The sequence below is a fragment of the Methylobacterium sp. J-078 genome (assembly GCF_022829285.1).
In the GTDB taxonomy this organism is placed as follows: Bacteria; Pseudomonadota; Alphaproteobacteria; order Rhizobiales; family Beijerinckiaceae; genus Methylobacterium.
Genome location: NZ_JAKSYI010000100.1, coordinates 26,717 through 42,764 on the forward strand (window position 1 = coordinate 26,717; position 16,048 = coordinate 42,764).

The following is a 16,048-nucleotide window of genomic DNA, read 5'->3' on the forward strand; positions in this document are numbered from 1 at the left end:
CCGCCGGGGCTACTGACCGTCCGTTCCCGCTTGAGACCGATCCAGGAAACCCCTTCACGATGAAGCTGACCCTCGCCCTCGCCGCCACCGTCGCCGCGACCCTCGTCGGGATGCCGGCCGAGGCATCCCCGGCGAACTCCGGTCCCGTCCACGCGCTCGTGCGCGGTGACCTGCCGACCGACTACGTCCAGTACCGTCGCTTCGGTCATCGGCACGGCTGGCGCGGCGGACGTGGCTATGGCCGGGGTTATGGTCGCGGCTACGGTTACCGCCGCGGGCCCGGCATCGGCGCCGCGGTGGGCGCGGGGGTCGCCGGCCTGGCGGCCGGTGCCATCATCGGCGGCGCCATCGCCAACTCGCAGGCGCAGGCCGCGCCGCTGGTCGTGCAGGGCGGCCCGGGCCCCGAGGCGGTCGCCTACTGCGCCCGTCGCTTCCGGTCCTACGACGCGTCGAGCGGGACTTATCTTGGCAACGACGGCGACCGCCACGCCTGCCCGTAATCACGAGGATCGCCCGGCCCGCCATTCAGGCGGGCCGGGTGCGATGACGGCATGGCTCCCGGACGCCTCGCGGACCCGCAAAATGTCTCGTGTTCCCGAGACGCTTGCCACCCGCAACAAGGAGGCGGCGGCGATCGACGAGCAGCTGGCCTCGGCCCGGCAGGACCTGAGCACCGCCCAGGCAAAGCTCGCCGAGGCCCGCCAGCAGCTTGCCAATCCGCCCGCCACGGCACCGAGCCAGCCGGCTCGCTGAGCCGGTGGTGACCCATGCGGGCACCCGCCCGCACGGGTCGCCCATCCCGGCCCCAACGCACGGAAAGATCGTAGGATGAACATCCGTATCCTCGCCTTCGCGACACTCGCGCTCGCCGCCAGCCTGATCGCGTCTCGGCCATCCCGGGCGCAGGAGGGCCCCGAGATGGAGGCCATGCGGGCGAATTGCGGGAGCGACTACCTTCGCCTGTGTGCCGGGATGAAGCCGGGCGGGCCCGAGGTGAAGGCCTGCTTCAAGCGCAATCGACCGAATCTGTCGGAGGGATGCTCGCAGGCCATCGCCGCTTACGAGCGGTCCCGTGCCGGATCGTCCGGTGAGGCCGACGACTGACCGACGCGATCGGGAGCGTCGTCCCGCCGAGACATGGTCGGCCCTGCCCGAGGACTTGGAACCCCCGACATGACTCGCCCCAGTTGAGGGAAACGAGGACGCTATGCTGACCCGCCTGAGCCGCGCCTTCCTTCGGGTGTTCCCGGCGATCCTCCTCGTTGTCGTGGCGCTGCTCGCCGCCCTCTTCCGTAGACGTGGCGGTTCCCGAAAGGATGCGAGGACGCTCGCCCCGCTGCCGCTGCCCGCCAGGCACACGACGACACCGGTCCGACACCGCGGGGCTTCCATTGCGCTCCTTGCCCTCCTCCTCGGGATCGGACTGATCGTGGTCTTGGTCGGCGGCAACGGTGATCTCTGGCGTTTCGGGGCGCCCCCTCCGACGTCGGACGGCGAGAGCAGGCAACCGGCGGCGGCCCTGTCACGGCCGGATGTCGACGTCCGCCGAGGAAACGCCTCGGAGGCGGTGGCTCCGGAAGGGTCGGCGACGGAGGCGAAAACGGGCGAACCAGGCGTGGCGATGGCTCCCGGCGCCTCGGACCCGAGTTCCCCGTCTTTCGACACCGTGCGCGTCGAGCCGAACGGGGAACTCGTCGTCGCCGGACGGGCGACGCCGAACGGCACCGTGGAACTCCTGGTCGACGGCAAGCCCACAGCCAGGGCGGTCGCCGATGCGAACGGCCAGTTCGCCATTGTTCCCCCGGCGCTACCAGCCGGCAGCAGCGAGGTCGGCCTCCGGGTGACCGATGGGAAGGGCGTGGTTCGCCCATCGCGGGACAGTGTCGCGGTGGCGGTCTCGCCCTCGCACGATGCCAAGCCGTTGGTCGCCCTGACCTCGCCCGACAGGCCGACCGTCGTGCTGTCGCAACCGGGCCCGTCTCGGACGGCAACACGCTCGGGTTCCGAGGCCACGTCGCCGCGACGGACGATGACGGGCACCGATCCCCCGGCTCAGCGCGGGCCAGGCGGGGCCCTTCCGGCCGACGGCGCCCCGGGCGACATTGCCGCAAACGATGCGGCCCGGACCAGCCGGACCGGGAACGGCGACGGCCCCGACGCGAAGGAATCGGATCGAGGGGCATCCGACGGGGCCGGGTCCAGCTCTTCGGAGGCGTCGCAGGCCGCGCCGCCGAAACAGGCGGCCGTGGCGGAATCGGCGGAGGCCCCCACCAAGGTCGTCAGCGTCGATGCGCAGGACGGCGGTCGGCTGTTCGTCAGCGGCCAGGCGCCCGCCGGTGCGACCGTGCGGCTCTATCTCAACGACACCCTGATCGCCCCCGCCACGGTCGGCCGCGACGGCACCGTGACCTTCACCATCGGCCGAGGGATCAAGCCGGGGGACTACAAGGTCCGACTCGATCAGGTCGATGCGGCTTCGGGGAAGGTTCGGAGCCGCGTGGAAGTGCCCTTCTCCGTGCCGGATGGCGCTCGGATCGCTGGGACGAACCGCTCGGTCGCGGCACCATCCGAGCCGGCACCCGACAAGGATGGCGGTGGGAAGACGGCGTCGAACGCATCCTCGCCGCCAACGGTCGGGCGACAAGGCGGGAGTAAGGGTGGCTCGGATGCCCCGAAGCATTCTCGATCAGAGACACCGTCGGCGCCGGCATCCTCGGAAACCGTGCGGGACCCGATCAGGATGGAGCCCGCGCCCGGCACCGTCTACGTACCGGAGGTCAGGACCGCCCGGATCGAGCGCGGCGACAGCCTCTGGGCGATCAGCCGGCGGACCTACGGCGAGGGTGACCGGTACACGGCGATCTACGACGCCAACCAGGACCAGATCCGCGACCCGGACCTGATCTATCCGGGCCAGGTGTTCGTGCTGCCGAGTGAGGATTCCGTCGATGCCGTGAAGGACGGAAAACGCGGCTGAGCAGAACGCGGCGATGATCCGGTTCCACCCTGCAAGGATGGCTCCGCCTCGGACCCGATGGTCTTCGGTTCCTGCGCCGATGGGACCATGCGGGAACGGTCTCGCCCCGAGCATGTTTCCGGTCCATCAGATCAAGCCGAATGCGTTCATGCGTATCATGCCGTCTGTCCTGTCTGATATTTCAGGACGCGTGCATTCGAGTCTTTCCGGTACAGGACGAACCCGTCGCAGTCAGTTCGGTGATGCTCGCCGTCAATACAAACCCGCCGTCTACCCAATAGCACAAAGCGACACCTGGTATGGTACGACCGCGATATCGAGCGTATTTGCGCCGGCTATAGGCTAACACGCCGACCTCGGCGGCAACGGCGACTGGCCCTGTGGCGTGCTGTACCATCGCCGCTGCCGGAACGGTCGAGCGGGCGGGGTTGTTTCAAGCCCACGTCCCGAACGACAGGAGTTATCGAAGGCGCAAACTCGCACGTGCCTCCACGGCGCTGCTCGGGCGCGGCCTGCTGGCATTGGCACCCGCCGAGGCTCGCGGCTGGGGCGGCGGCTACGGCTACGCACCGGTTTATGGCTACGGGTACGGAGACTGATCGAGCCGGTCCGGCGTCTCGCCGCTCACGGGGAGGTTCGCAGCACAACTTGGGTGCGCCCGGAGTAATCGTAGCGCACCGGCCTTTTGAAGACAGACCCGGGGGAGTATGGCCTCAAGCCGGTAGGGTCACCTCGGTCCGCAGGCCGCCGCCGGCCCGATTGACCAACGCCACGTCGCCACCATGAGCGCGGACCGCCGACCGCGCGATGGCTAGGCCGAGACCGGTCCCGCCCGTGTCCGCGTTGCGCGAACCCTCCAGCCGCGCGAAGGGCGCGAACATCTCCTCGATCCTGTCGGGCGGAATGCCCGGTCCGTCGTCGTCGACGAGGATCCGGATATGTTCGTCGGCCCGTTCAAGGGTGATCCGCGCCCTGTCGCCGTAACGGACGGCGTTCTCGACGAGGTTGTCGAGGGCCCGACGCAGCGCCACCCGCCGACCGTGGAACGGGAGGCCGGCCGGCGACGCGACGGAGACGTCCCGCCCCAGAACCAGATGATCGTCCACGAGGGCCCGGACCATCTCGGCGAGGTCCAGCGGGCCGCTGTCCTGGGCGAGCGCATCGTCCCGGGCGAAAGCCAGCGTCGCGTCGACCATCCGCCTCATGTCCGAGATCGTGCGCACCATCGCGCTTCGCAATTCGTCGTCCTCGACCATCTCGGCCCGGAGCCAGAGCGACGCGATGGGGGTGCGCAGGTCGTGGCTGATGGCGGCCAGCATCCGGGTGCGGTCGGCGACGAAGGCCCCCGAGCGCTCCTGCATCAGGTTGAACGCCGCCGTCATGGTCCGCAACTCACGCGGGCCGCGCTCCGGCAGCGGCTCGAACGCGGCGCCCCGACCGGCCATCTCCGCGGCCCTGGCGAGGTCCGCCACCGGACCGACGATCCCGCGCCTCGCGACGGCGACGACCGCGAGCACGGCGAACACGCTCGCCAGGACCTGGATGAGCGCGATGCGCATCCAAGGCGGTGTCCGCAGCGAGAGCGGGGCCTCGGCGTTGAGCCAGCGCCCGTCGTCGAGCCGGACGGAGACCCGCAGGGCCTGTGTTTTGTCCGAGAGACGGCCCGGGGGCGCATCCTCCGCGACGTCCCGCTCCACCAGGGCGATCCGCGCCTGGCTCGCATCGTCCTTCATGCGACGGTCGATCCGCCGCGCGAGTCGCGCCTCGTCGATGCCCATCGCGCCCTCGGGCACGAGGCTGCCGGCGTCGATGGTGAAGCGGTGGCGCGGGGAGCCGTAGGCCGCGACCACGCCCGGGACGGTCTCGGGCGGGACGGTGTCGAGCAGGCGTACCAGCGTGGCGATGCGGTCGACCACCTGGGTCCGGGCCGCCGCGCGACCGACCCGCGAGGATTCGTGCGCGAACATCGCGAAGGCCACCGCCTGGGCGCCCACCACCGCGAGCACGAGCAGGAGCGCCAACCGGCCGCCGAGCGAATGCTGCATCAGCCTCAACGGACAGTCCTCACCTCGGCCGCCAGGACGTAGCCGCCGCCCCAGACGGTCTTGAGGAGCCCCGGATTGGCCGGGTCGCGCTCCAGTTTGCGCCGGAGGCGGCTGACCTGATTGTCGATGCTACGGTCGAACGCGTCTCCGGTGCGGCCACTCGTCAGGTCGAGGAGCTGGTCACGGGAGAGCACCACCTTCGGATACCGGGCCAGCGCGGACAGCAGCCGGAACTCAGCCGTGCTCAGTGCCACCGGGGTGCCGGCGTCGTCGACGAGCTCGCGCCGGTCGGTGTCCAGCGTCCAGCGGTCGAACGCCAGCCTGCGCCCGTCGGCCTCGTCCCGGGTGCGGGGAAGCGCGCGCGTGCGCCGAAGGAGGTTCTTGATGCGGGCGAGGAGCTCGCGCGGCTCGAACGGCTTCGTGACGTAGTCGTCGGCCCCGATCTCGAGTCCGACGATCCGGTCGGTCCCCTCCGCCAGGGCGGTGAGGAGGATCACGGGGGTGTCGTAGGCCTCCCGGATATGGCGGCAGAGCGAGAGCCCGTCCTCCCCCGGCATCATCACGTCGAGGAGCACGAGGTCGATGACGCTTCCCGCCAGGAAGACCCGAGCGGCCGCCGCGTCGGCCGCGACGGTGACCCGGAACGCGTGGCGCTTCAGGTACGCCGCGAGCGGATCGCGGATGTCGCGATGGTCGTCCACCACGAGGATATGTGCGTCGTCCATGTCCCATGCCTTTCGTCCCGGACCTTAACGCGCGGCGGCGTCCGTCTCCCGAGGGAGTCTGTCGCAAGATGTATCGGGCCCTCCGGACCGGCGACGGATCGCGACGAAAACGGGGTTTCCCGGCAAATCCCTGCGACAGGCCGGCGGCAGGATGGCGTCAGTTGCAACCACGCATCGGGAGACGAGACGATGACGAAGGAAGCGGTACGCGCGCCGACCCTGATGAGGCGGCTCCTGCCCGCGGCCCTGCTGGCGGCCGGTCTGGCGGCGCCGCTGGCCACCGCCGGCACGGCCGAAGCACGGGACGGCTGCGGGCTCGGGTTCCACCGCGGGTTCTACGGCTTCTGCCGGCCCAACCTCGGACCGAGAGTATTCTACCGGCCCTACGCCTATCGGCCCGCGTTCTATGGTCCGCGGCGGTTCGGCTGGGGCGGACCGCGCTGGCACCGCTGGGGCGGGGGCTACGGCCGCGTCGGCTGGCATGGGGGCTGGCACCGCGGCTGGCATCGGCATTGGTGATCCTGGTCGATCCGGCGACGCGAGAGGTGCGATCATGACGAAGGCTATCGCCTGCTTTGCCCTGGCTACGATCCTGGCGGGGTCTGCCGCCTCCGCCCAGACGCCCCAGGGCTCCGATCCGACAAGGCGTGCGGAGGGCGTCGGCCTCGACCTCGCCACGTTCCTCGCGCGGAACCGCAACCGGATCATGCGAGCCGACGCCGACCGTGACGGGCGCGTCAGCCGGGCGGAATGGGCGGCCTGGTGGGATGCCCATCCCGGCAAGGGGCCCTACGACCCGGCAGGGCGGTTTCGGGCCATCGACGCGGACGGCGACGGCTTCCTCACCGCGGAGGAGATCGACGCAACGTCCACCAAGCGCTTCGCGCGCCTCGACGCCGACCACGACGGTCGCGTCGTCCGCGCGGAGCGGCCCTGCCGCGCCAAGTGAACCGAATGCCCGGGCTCGGGGTTCGGAAATCGGTCTTTCCCAGGGCACGGCCGATCTGCCGTGCCCGCCACAACGAAGGAATCAGGATGAAGCTCACAGGTCTCATCGTCGGCGGTTTCGCGACCCTGCTCATGGCGGGCGGGGCCCAGGCCCTGCCCATGCCGGCCGGCGGGATCGGCGTCGACGCCCCTATCGTCCAGATCCGCGGCGGGTGCGGGTTCGGCGCCCATCGCGGCCCGTTCGGGGGCTGTCGCCTGAACCGTGGGCCCCGGGGCGCCATCAGGCGGGCCATCACCGGCGCGCCGCGCGGTTGCCCGCCCGGTCTCTACCGCGGTCCGGGCGGTCGCTGCCGCCGCTGACGCCGAAGGTCCGGTCGGTTTCCGACCGAACGCCTCGACGCCCTCAGACCCGCGCCCGGTCAACGTACCGGGCGCGGGCGTGACAGCTTCTGGGCCGGAACGGCCCACCACCATCGATCCCGTGGCGGATCGACGGAATGCCACCCATCCCACGCTCGAAGTGGACGGACGGGGAATTGACCCGATCTCGCCGTTTCGCTCCACCCTGCGGTCTGGCGACAACCGACCGTTTCATCGGGTCCCGATCCAGCGCGTGGTGCCCCGCACGACCCGCACGGAGAAGGAGGATGCGAAATGAGCGACGACGTCGAGATCGTCCATGTCGTCCACGGCCGTAGCATCGCGGAAACGCTTCGCGATGCCCTGCGCTCGCAGGGATGCGAGGAGCGCGTCATCGGGCTTTCCGGTGATCTGAACTACGGCCCCATCGATCCGCCGGACCCAGACGTGCGCCAGGCATGGATCAGGACCGTCCTACGCTGTGATCCCGCCGATGACCGACGCGAGCCGGAGGCGCCTTGGACGGACGCCACGTCCGCTGCCGTCTACCCGGTCTTCTGGGTCTGCATGCGCAACGCCGGGGAGCAGGCAAGCTTCCTGGAGTTTGCATACCGCATGGCGGGGCGGCCATTCGACGTCGTCGATGCCACCGGGCTCGATCATATCACGCTGGATGGGATCCGTTCGCCACGATCGCTCGGCTCGATGCGCAAGCAGGACATCGTCGCATTCGATCTCAGGGCGAAACGACGGACGTTCTCCGGACCTGAGAGGGACGCGGCATCGGCGGGATGGTCGCGGTTGCGACGCGAGAACGCCCCGCTGCGCGTCGTCCGCGATGGGCGCTTGGTGTCGGCGCCCCTCACGCATTTCGATGCCGTCCTGGTGGGACAGGCCGAGGAAGAATGGGAGGTGGTCGCGAGACTGATCGGTCGTGCGATCCGCCACCTGACCTTCGACGTGGACCCGCCGGACCAGGGCGTCGGTGACGTTGTCCTGTTCGGTCGCGTGCGCGCGCTCGGAGATATGGGCGCCCTTGAGGTCAGGGGAGCCGGGCCGGGGATGCGGGACCACGAGGTTCGCCGGCCTGCAGGTCATGGGCTTGCCTGATCCCCTTCTGGGAGGTCCGCCGCATTGATCATGGCCTTCTCCGACGCCGGGACCCGTACCCACACCGTCCAGGCGGCCCTCATGGTCGTCGAGGCAATCAGGGCGTCCGGGGCGCCGGTGTCCCATTTCCGCGTCGACACCCTGGGAGCGAACACGCCGTCCGTCGACGGCATCGCGCCGTCCACGCCCGCCGAAGCGATCCGCCTCATCCGCGACGCACGCCTGCACGAGCGCGACGTCGTGCTCGACCTGTCGGTTGTCACCAGCCGGATGCGGTGCTCCGGTTCACCTACGAGGCCTTCCGATCCCCGGACGCGTGGTGGCGTAGCTTGCCGCCGGAGCAGGTCGAGGTCCTGAGCTGACGGACGGAGCGCGCGATCCGTCTTCCCGAGTGTTGCCGGCAGGGCATAACCCCTCGTGCATTGCACTTCGTCCGTTGACGGGCATGGGCGTCGGCATGGTACCTCGGCCGTGACGGTTCCTCCCCGGAGGATCAAAAGGGAACGCGGTGAGGATGAGGTCCGAAAGGGCCTCCCCGAAGCCGCGGCTGCCCCCGCAACTGTAAGCGGCGAGCCCATCATCAGCACGTCACTGGGTCTTCGGGCCTGGGAAGACGATGAGAGGGCGGTGACCCGCGAGCCAGGAGACCTGCCGTCAGTCGTGGTCACACGCGAAACGCATCGGGCGGGGTGTCCTGATGGGTGTCGAGGCGTTCGGCTGTCCTCACGACAGGCAAGCGCCTAGGCCTCGTTCGCGGTGACGTGCCACAGACGTCGCCCGAGGCTTGTCCCGTGTCCTTCCCCTCCCGATCCGCGTGCCTGCGCACGCTCGCGCTCGCCTGCGCCTCCCTTCCCGTATCCGCCCTGGCGCAACAGGCCGCCGCACCCTTCGCCGATGTCCCGCGGGGGGCCGAGGCGGCCGTCACGCTCTCCGAGCTTTCCGTCTCCGCCACCGGCGTTCCGACCCCGGTCGACCAGGTGGGATCGAGCGTCACCGTGCTCACCGCCGCTACGCTGGAGGCCCAGCAGCGCCGCACCGTCCCGGATGCCCTCCAGCAGGTGCCGGGCCTCAACGTCGTGCAGACCGGCGGCCCGGGCGGTCAGACCTCGGTGTTCATTCGCGGCTCGAACTCGAACCACGTGAAGGTGCTCATCGACGGCATCGACGCGACCGACCCGTCGAACCCGAACGGCTCCTTCGACTTCGGGCAACTCCTGACCGACGACCTCTCCCGCATCGAGGTGCTCAGGGGTCCCCAGAGCGGGCTCTACGGCAGCGACGCCATCGGAGGCGCGATCTCCTTCACGACGAAGCGTGGCGAGGGACCGGCCAGGGCCACCGCGCGGATCGAGGGCGGCTCGTTCGGTACCTTCAACCAAAGCGGCAGGATCAGCGGGTCGGAGAACGGCTTCGACTATTCGGTCTCGATCCAGCACTTCCGTGCGGCCGCGACGCCGGTGACGCCACCAAACCTCGTCCCGTTCGGCCGGGCGATCCATCCGAATTTTTACGACAACGAGACGGTCTCGGCGAAGTTCGGCTACCAGTTCACCGACACCCTCCGCATCAACTCGGTGACGCGATTCATCAATTCCCGCCTCCTGTTCACCGGCACCGACTACAGCACCTTCCCGGCCTTCCCGGCGGCGTTCCGGAGTGCCGCCGACGTGCAGCAGGTCTTCACCCGCAACGAGGCCGAGTGGACGCCGTTCGCTGGGTTCCACAACCTCTTCGCGATCAACTACTCGAACCTGTTCAACAGACAGCAGGGCCCCCTCGACTTTCTTGCGACGCCGGACGCGACGACGGGCTTGGGCGAGCGCACGCGCTACGAGTACCGCGGCGACTACCAACTCTCGCCCGGCAACCTCGTCCTGTTCGGCGCTCAGCGTGACGACGAGAGCCTGTCGACTACCGACCCGAGCCCGTTCGGGGCCGGCAACTTGCGGGCGAGGAACGGCAACACGGCCGGCTACGGGGAGGTGCAGCTGACGCCCTTCGAGCGGGCGTCGTTCGTCGCCAACATCCGCCACGACGAGAACGACGCCTTCGGGCCGGCCACCACCTTCCGCGTCGCCCCGAGCTACATCCTGCCCTTCACCGAGACCCGGATCAAAGGCAGCGTCGGCACCGGCTTCAAGGCGCCGACCCTGAGCCAGCTGTTCCAGAGCTTCCCGGCCTCGAACTTCTTCGCCAACCCGAACCTCAGGCCGGAGGAGAGCCTCGGCTACGACGCCGGCATCGAGCAGCCCCTGGGGGACCGCGTCCTCGTCGGCGCGACTTACTACGCCAACGACTTCAAGAACCTCATCACCTCGAACGCGACCTTCACCTCGAACGAGAACGTCGGCCGGGCCGAATCGTACGGGGCGGAAGCCTTCGTCGCTGTCCGGTTCTCCGATACCCTTACGGGCCGGGTCGACTACACCAACACGGTGACCAAGAACGAGATCACCAACCAAGAGCTCCTGCGCCGGCCCCGCCACAAGGGCAGCGCGACGGCCTTCTGGACACCCCTCCCGGGTCTGACCGTCAGCGGGACCGTGATCGTGCTCGGCCACTTCGTCGACGGCAACCGCGACTTCTCGGTGGCGCGGCTCAAGAACCCGGGCTTTACCCTGGTCAACCTCGCGGTGAACTACGACGTCAGCGAGACGGTGAGCGTGTTTGGGCGGGTCGATAACCTGTTCGACCGCCACTACGAGAACCCCACCGGCTTCCTCGGGGCAGGCCTCGCCGTGTACGGCGGCGTCCGCCTGACCGCGTTTTGAGACCGCCGATGGCACGACGGTCCGGCTTCGCGGTCCTAACGATGATGCTGGCGGTCAGCCAAATCTGGTCGATTGCCGCTGGGATGGCCGCCCCGGCATCCGGGGGACCCCGGCACGTCGTCTCGATGAACCTCTGCGCTGACGAGCTCGTCCTTCGGCTTGCCGACCGCGATCAGGTCGCCGCCGTGACCTACCTCGCCCATGACCCACGCGGCTCGACCGTCGCGCGAGAGGCCATGGGCATCGCGGTCACACGCGGCCTGTCGGAGGAGATCGTCGCCCTCCGGCCCGACCTCGTCGTTGCCGGTGCCTTCACGACACGGACCACGGTGGGCCTGCTCAAGCGCGTCGGCTTCCCCCTTCTCGAACTCGGCGTACCCAACGACTTCGAGGGGGTGCGGGCCCAGATCCGGACCGTCGCCGCGGCCCTCGGGCACCCGGCGCGCGGCGAGGCGATGGTCGCGGACCTCGACGCGCGGCTGGCTCGGGTGATGCCGGCGGCCAAACCCTTGCGGGCCCTCGTGATGCGTCCGAACGCCTTCACAGTGGCACCCGGCAGCCTCGGCGACGCGGTGATCCGTGCCGCCGGCCTCGCCAACGTCGCCGCCGAACTCGGTCGCGACCGGTTCGGGCAGGTTCCGCTGGAAGCGGCGGCCTTGGCCGACGCCGACCTCATCATCCTCGACGAGGGGGAGCCTGGCGCGCAGTCGCTGGCCGATGCCCTGCTGCATCATCCCGTCCTCGACGCGCTACGCCGGCAGGGTCGCACCGTCTCGATCCCGAACCGGCTCTGGACCTGTCCAGGTCCGCAGGTCGCCGAGGTCGTGGCCTTGCTCGCTGCGGCTGCACACCAACGGGCGGCACGATGAACGCTCCCCTCCCGCCTCCCATGCGTGTCGACCGGGCGGTCGTCGGACCCCGCGCGGTCGTCTGGATACTCGGCCTGCTTGTGCTCGTCCTGACGGTCGCGTCTATCGCGGTCGGGTATGCCCCCTTCGACGTCCCGGCGGCGGCTGGCGACCTCATCGCCGGACGGACGACCCTCCCGGCGCTGGTGCTCTGGGAGCTGCGCCTACCTCGTGCCCTGCTCGGTGGCCTCGTCGGCTTCAGCCTCGGGCTGACCGGGGCGGCAATGCAGGGCTACCTGCGCAACCCGCTCGCCGATCCCGGCATCCTCGGCATCTCCTCGGCTGCGGCCCTCGGGGCTGTGGGAGTGTTCTACGGCGGGTTCGCGGCCTCCCTCAGCCTCGCCCTCCCGCTCGGCGGGATCGCCGGCGCCGCGGTGGCGGCGCTCGCCCTGAACCTCGTCGCCGCAAGGGGCGGCACCACCCTGGGATTGATCCTCGCCGGTGTCGCCCTGTCGAGCCTCGCCGGCGCCATGACGGCGCTGGCGCTCAACCTGTCGCCCAATCCCTACGCGGCCCTGGAGATCGTGTTCTGGCTGATGGGGTCGCTCGCGGACCGCAGCATGGACCATGTCTGGCTCTGCCTGCCGTTGATGGCATTGGGCTGGGCCCTGATGCTGTCCACGGCTCGCGCGCTCGATGCTCTGACGCTGGGCGAGGAGACGGCCGCGAGTCTCGGCTTCCATCTGGTATCGGTCCGCCTGCGCCTCGTGACCGGCGCAGCCCTAGCCGTGGGCAGCGGCGTCGCCGTGAGCGGCGCGATCGGCTTCGTCGGCCTCGTGGTGCCCCACCTCGTACGACCGATGGTCGGCGCGCGTCCCGGCGCCAGCCTGTGGCCGAGTGGCCTCGCCGGGGCCGCCCTGGTGCTTGCCGCGGACTTGGGCGTTCGTCTCCTGGCTACGCGCCCGGAACTCAAGCTCGGTGTGGTGACTGCGCTCGTTGGGGCACCGTTCCTGATCGTGCTCCTCCTGCGTGAGCGAGGGCGCGGCGCATGAGCCTCGCGACCGCAGCCCTCGATGTCCGCCTCGGCGGGCGTGCCATCCTGTCGGAAATCTCTCTGTCCCTGGAACGCGGGACCCTCGTCGGTCTGGTCGGTCCGAACGGCGCTGGCAAGACCACCCTCCTGCGCACCCTCGCGGGCTTGGTCGCCCCGACCAAGGGCCGCGTAAATCTCGACGGCATGCCGCTCAAGGGCATCTCCCGCGACGCGCGCGCTAAGCGCATCGCGGTCCTTTTTCAGGGCGCGGGAGCCGGTTGGCCGATGCAGGTGCGTGACCTCGTCGCCCTCGGCAGGCTGCCGCATCGACGCTCGTTCGGTGGCCTCGATGGCACCGATCACGCCGCAATAAACCGAGCGATGGCACGGACCGACGTCGCGCGCTTCGCCGGGCGGACCGAACCGACCCTGTCCTCGGGCGAGCGGATGCGCGTGCTGCTAGCGCGGGCGCTCGCCGTCGAAGCGGAGTGGCTTTTGGCCGATGAACCGATCGCCGCCCTCGACCCGGCCCACCAGCTCGACGCCATGACGCTGTTGCAGAGCGTGGCCCTGGCCGGCACCGGCGTCGTCGCCGTCCTGCACGATCTGACCCTCGCCGCACGGTTCTGCGACCGGATCGTGGTCCTGGGTGCGGGACGCCTCGTCGCCGACGGACGCCCGGACGTCGCCCTTACGGATCGGCTGCTCGCCGACGCGTTCGGCGTCACGGCGTGCCGTGGGGCCGGACCGGACGGAACCGCCTATATCCTGCCCTGGAACCGTTCAGGGCCACATCCGGAGGACATCGATGCAGCCTTCCCCCACCAGCCCTGATGCTGTCGTGGCCCTCCTGCGCGAGGCATTGGCCGATCCGGGCACGGCCTGGAGCCTCGGCAGCTTCGGCGCCATCGCCGAGTTCATGCGCGATCCGGACGAGCCTGTCCTGGCCCTCCCTGACGATCGCCTGGGACTTGCGACCGCGCGCGGGGCTATCGCCCTGACCCCGAGTTCCGACCTGAGGCCAATCGCCTACGAGACCGCGGTCGCCTCGGGCTGGAACCACGCGGTCGCGCTTTGCCTGCCGGAAGCGACATGCACGATGAACCGGAGGACCGTGGTGACGGAACTCGGGCCCGACCGGAACGCCGCCCGGGTCGAGGATCGCGACGGCATCCTGTTCGACCTGGGCCTCGGCCTGCTCGCCGTGGATGCCTGTGTGCGGGTGCGCGATCCGGAGGCCGTCGAGCGGCTGCGGGCCGGCGTCGGCATGCCGTTGTTCGACCACGCCAACCCCATCGGGCCGCACCTCGTCGCCATGAGCCCGCACCGGGTGTTCCTGGCGCGGGTCGGACGCGTCGAGGTCTATGCCCCGATCCCTGGGTCCGGCGGCACCAGCCCCGAGGGTCCGCACACGCACGTACTGCCCAAGCTCCTGCGCAGCGGTCGGACCCATGCCGCCACGACCCCGATCCCGGTGGGCTGGGTCCCCTGCGCCGGCCTGCACCCGGCGCACCCCTACAAGGACATGATGGGCGAACGCATCGCCTTCGACGCCGGACGCTACGAAGCGTTCCAGGAGATGCTCGACCACTGGGGTGATCCGGAACTCGTGGCGATCAAGCACGGCGGGCCCGAGGCGCCCGGCCGCACGGTGTCGACCCGCCACGCCCAGGGCGCACGCCGGGTCGCCGAGGCCCAGGCACGTTACCTGCGGGGCGAGATCATCGAGGCCACGGCAGGCGACGACGAGGATGCAGAGGCGGCGGCCTGACCGTGACCCGGACGGTGGCCGGCAGGAATCGTCCGGGGGCACCCCAGAGGGTGATCGGCCTGATCGGCTGCCCGGGCGCGGGGAAGACGACCTACGCTCGCCGCTTCGACCCCCTCGACGGCTGGGTCCACCTCACCCTCGACGACTTCCGTCAGACGCTCTGGCCGCCACACCGGCAGGTCTACTGGGAACTCAGGCAGGGCTCACATGACGATGCAGCCCGGGAAGTCCTGCATCGGGTCAAGGAAGCAGCCCTGGATGCCGCCCTGACAAACGGCTTCAGCGTGGTGATGGCGGACACCCATCTCACCAGACCCGTGTTCGAGCGTGAGCTCCGGATCATCGCCCGACACGGGCTTACCGTGGAGTGGAAAGTGTTCGATGTGCCGTGGGAGGTCCTGAAGTCCCGCAACGCGGAGCGTGGTCGCGTGGACCCGTCGCATCGCCAGCCGGATGAGGTCCTCCGGTTCACCTACGAGGTTTTCCGATCTCCGGACGCTTGGTGGCGTAGCTTGCCGCCGGAGCAGGTCGAGATCCTGACCTGACGGACGGAGTGCGCGATCCGTCTTCCCAAGTGTTGCTGGCAGGGCATAACCCCTCGTGCATTGCACTTGGTCCGTTGACGGGCATGGGCGTCGGCATGTTACCTCGGCCGTGACGGTTCCTCTCCGGAGGATCAAAAGGGAACGCGGTGCGGGGGTAGCCCCAACGCCGCGGCTGCCCCCGCAACTGTAAGCGGCGAGCCCTTCGCCACCGACGTCACTGAGCGGCCTCGCTCGGGAAGACGGTGAAGGGCAGTGACCCGCGAGCCAGGAGACCTGCCGTCAGTCGTGGTCACACGCGAGACACGCTGGGCGGGGTGCCCCGGCGGGTGCGGAAGCATGCGCGTTGCGCGTGGTTCGGCCTCGTTCGCGGTGACGTACCACTGCCGTCGCCCGAGGCCCATCAACGTGTCCCGTTCACCGTCCATCCCGCTGATGTCCGTGCTGGCCCTGTCCTGCGCGATCCCCATCGCCGTGGCAGCCCAGGGGGCGCCCTCGGGCGGGACCGCCGTGGTGCTCGACGCGCTCTCGGTCGAGGGTACCCTTACCGACATGCCGACCTACCGGGTGCCCGAGCTCTACAGCGGCACCAAGACGGTGACGCCGCGCCGCGACCTGCCGCAGCAGGTCGACGTGGTGCCCCGGGAGGTCCTGGTCGACACCGCTGCGACCCGCGTCGAGCGCGCCCTCGACTACGTGCCCGGGGTCGGCAAGCAGAACGACTTCGGCGCCCAGAACCTCGCCCTGTACTCAGTGCGCGGCTTCGCAACTCAGGACATCTTCCAGAACGGCTTCAACATCGCCCGCGGCTACAACGGCGCGCCCGACACCCAGAACGTCCAGTCCATCGAAGTCCTGAAGGGTCCGGCCGGTGCCCTCTACGGACGCAGCGATCCGGGCGGGAGCGTCAACATCCTG

At 69.9% G+C, this 16,048-nt stretch carries 17 protein-coding genes and 2 riboswitches; of the genes, 15 read left to right on the top strand and 2 right to left on the bottom strand.

The features are described from left to right. Positions 1–59: 59 nt before the first annotated feature. The 4 genes from MKK58_RS16040 to MKK58_RS16055 all read left to right on the top strand — a co-directional run bounded on the left by MKK58_RS16040 (position 60) and on the right by MKK58_RS16055 (position 2,977). The gene (locus MKK58_RS16040; RefSeq protein WP_243912992.1) at positions 60–500 is read left to right on the top strand and encodes a BA14K family protein; all 441 of its coding nucleotides are present in this window, start codon (positions 60–62) and stop codon (positions 498–500) included. Between the two features lie 82 nt (positions 501–582). Further along, complete coding sequence (locus MKK58_RS16045) at positions 583–753, top strand: hypothetical protein (protein ID WP_243912993.1); 171 nt, start codon at positions 583–585, stop codon at positions 751–753. Positions 754–828: 75 nt separating this feature from the next. Next, the gene (locus tag MKK58_RS16050; RefSeq protein WP_243912994.1) at positions 829–1,104 is read left to right on the top strand and encodes a hypothetical protein; all 276 of its coding nucleotides are present in this window, start codon (positions 829–831) and stop codon (positions 1,102–1,104) included. 517 nt (positions 1,105–1,621) lie between these two features. After that, on the top strand, positions 1,622–2,977 hold the full coding sequence (locus MKK58_RS16055) for a LysM peptidoglycan-binding domain-containing protein (protein ID WP_243913007.1): 1,356 nt from the start codon (positions 1,622–1,624) through the stop codon (positions 2,975–2,977). Positions 2,978–3,690: 713 nt separating this feature from the next. Here the strand turns inward: MKK58_RS16055 and MKK58_RS16060 are convergent. Then, positions 3,691–5,022, bottom strand: a complete 1,332-nt coding sequence (locus tag MKK58_RS16060) for an ATP-binding protein (protein ID WP_243913008.1) — start codon at positions 5,020–5,022, stop codon at positions 3,691–3,693. 5 nt (positions 5,023–5,027) lie between these two features. Further along, a complete protein-coding gene (locus MKK58_RS16065) occupies positions 5,028–5,747 on the bottom strand; it encodes a response regulator (protein WP_243912995.1) in 720 nt (239 codons plus the stop codon). 222 nt (positions 5,748–5,969) lie between these two features. On the opposite strand from MKK58_RS16065, the gene MKK58_RS16070 reads away from it, so the two are divergent. The 11 genes from MKK58_RS16070 to MKK58_RS16120 all read left to right on the top strand — a co-directional run. Then, on the top strand, positions 5,970–6,266 hold the full coding sequence (locus MKK58_RS16070) for a GCG_CRPN prefix-to-repeats domain-containing protein (protein ID WP_409565255.1): 297 nt from the start codon (positions 5,970–5,972) through the stop codon (positions 6,264–6,266). Positions 6,267–6,300: 34 nt separating this feature from the next. Beyond that, positions 6,301–6,696 carry an EF-hand domain-containing protein gene (locus tag MKK58_RS16075; RefSeq protein WP_243912997.1) on the top strand — a complete coding sequence of 132 codons (396 nt, stop codon included), beginning with the start codon at positions 6,301–6,303 and terminating at the stop codon, positions 6,694–6,696. Between the two features lie 86 nt (positions 6,697–6,782). Next, a complete protein-coding gene (locus tag MKK58_RS16080; protein ID WP_243912998.1) occupies positions 6,783–7,055 on the top strand; it encodes a GCG_CRPN prefix-to-repeats domain-containing protein in 273 nt (90 codons plus the stop codon). Between the two features lie 294 nt (positions 7,056–7,349). Further along, positions 7,350–8,165: a DUF3658 domain-containing protein gene (locus tag MKK58_RS16085; protein WP_243912999.1), complete on the top strand. Its 816-nt coding sequence runs from the start codon at positions 7,350–7,352 to the stop codon at positions 8,163–8,165. A gap of 458 nt (positions 8,166–8,623) precedes the next feature. Beyond that, a riboswitch (cobalamin riboswitch) is annotated at positions 8,624–8,836 on the top strand. 120 nt (positions 8,837–8,956) lie between these two features. Continuing rightward, complete coding sequence (locus MKK58_RS16090; protein WP_243913000.1) at positions 8,957–10,936, top strand: TonB-dependent receptor plug domain-containing protein; 1,980 nt, start codon at positions 8,957–8,959, stop codon at positions 10,934–10,936. A gap of 83 nt (positions 10,937–11,019) precedes the next feature. Further along, positions 11,020–11,805: an ABC transporter substrate-binding protein gene (locus MKK58_RS16095; protein ID WP_243913009.1), complete on the top strand. Its 786-nt coding sequence runs from the start codon at positions 11,020–11,022 to the stop codon at positions 11,803–11,805. Between the two features lie 20 nt (positions 11,806–11,825). Next, a complete protein-coding gene (locus tag MKK58_RS16100; RefSeq protein ID WP_409565256.1) occupies positions 11,826–12,836 on the top strand; it encodes a FecCD family ABC transporter permease in 1,011 nt (336 codons plus the stop codon). After that, a complete protein-coding gene (locus tag MKK58_RS16105; RefSeq protein WP_243913002.1) occupies positions 12,833–13,651 on the top strand; it encodes an ABC transporter ATP-binding protein in 819 nt (272 codons plus the stop codon). Before MKK58_RS16100 ends, MKK58_RS16105 begins: the two co-directional genes overlap by 4 nt. After that, positions 13,626–14,588, top strand: a complete 963-nt coding sequence (locus tag MKK58_RS16110; RefSeq protein ID WP_243913003.1) for a DUF6925 family protein — start codon at positions 13,626–13,628, stop codon at positions 14,586–14,588. Before MKK58_RS16105 ends, MKK58_RS16110 begins: the two co-directional genes overlap by 26 nt. Before the next feature lie 50 nt (positions 14,589–14,638). Continuing rightward, complete coding sequence (locus MKK58_RS16115) at positions 14,639–15,133, top strand: AAA family ATPase (RefSeq protein WP_243913004.1); 495 nt, start codon at positions 14,639–14,641, stop codon at positions 15,131–15,133. Positions 15,134–15,229: 96 nt separating this feature from the next. Beyond that, a riboswitch (cobalamin riboswitch) is annotated at positions 15,230–15,429 on the top strand. A 109-nt stretch (positions 15,430–15,538) separates the two neighbouring features. Beyond that, positions 15,539–16,048, top strand: a 510-nt coding sequence (locus MKK58_RS16120) for a TonB-dependent receptor plug domain-containing protein (protein ID WP_243913005.1), incomplete at its 3' end; no start/stop codon positions are given.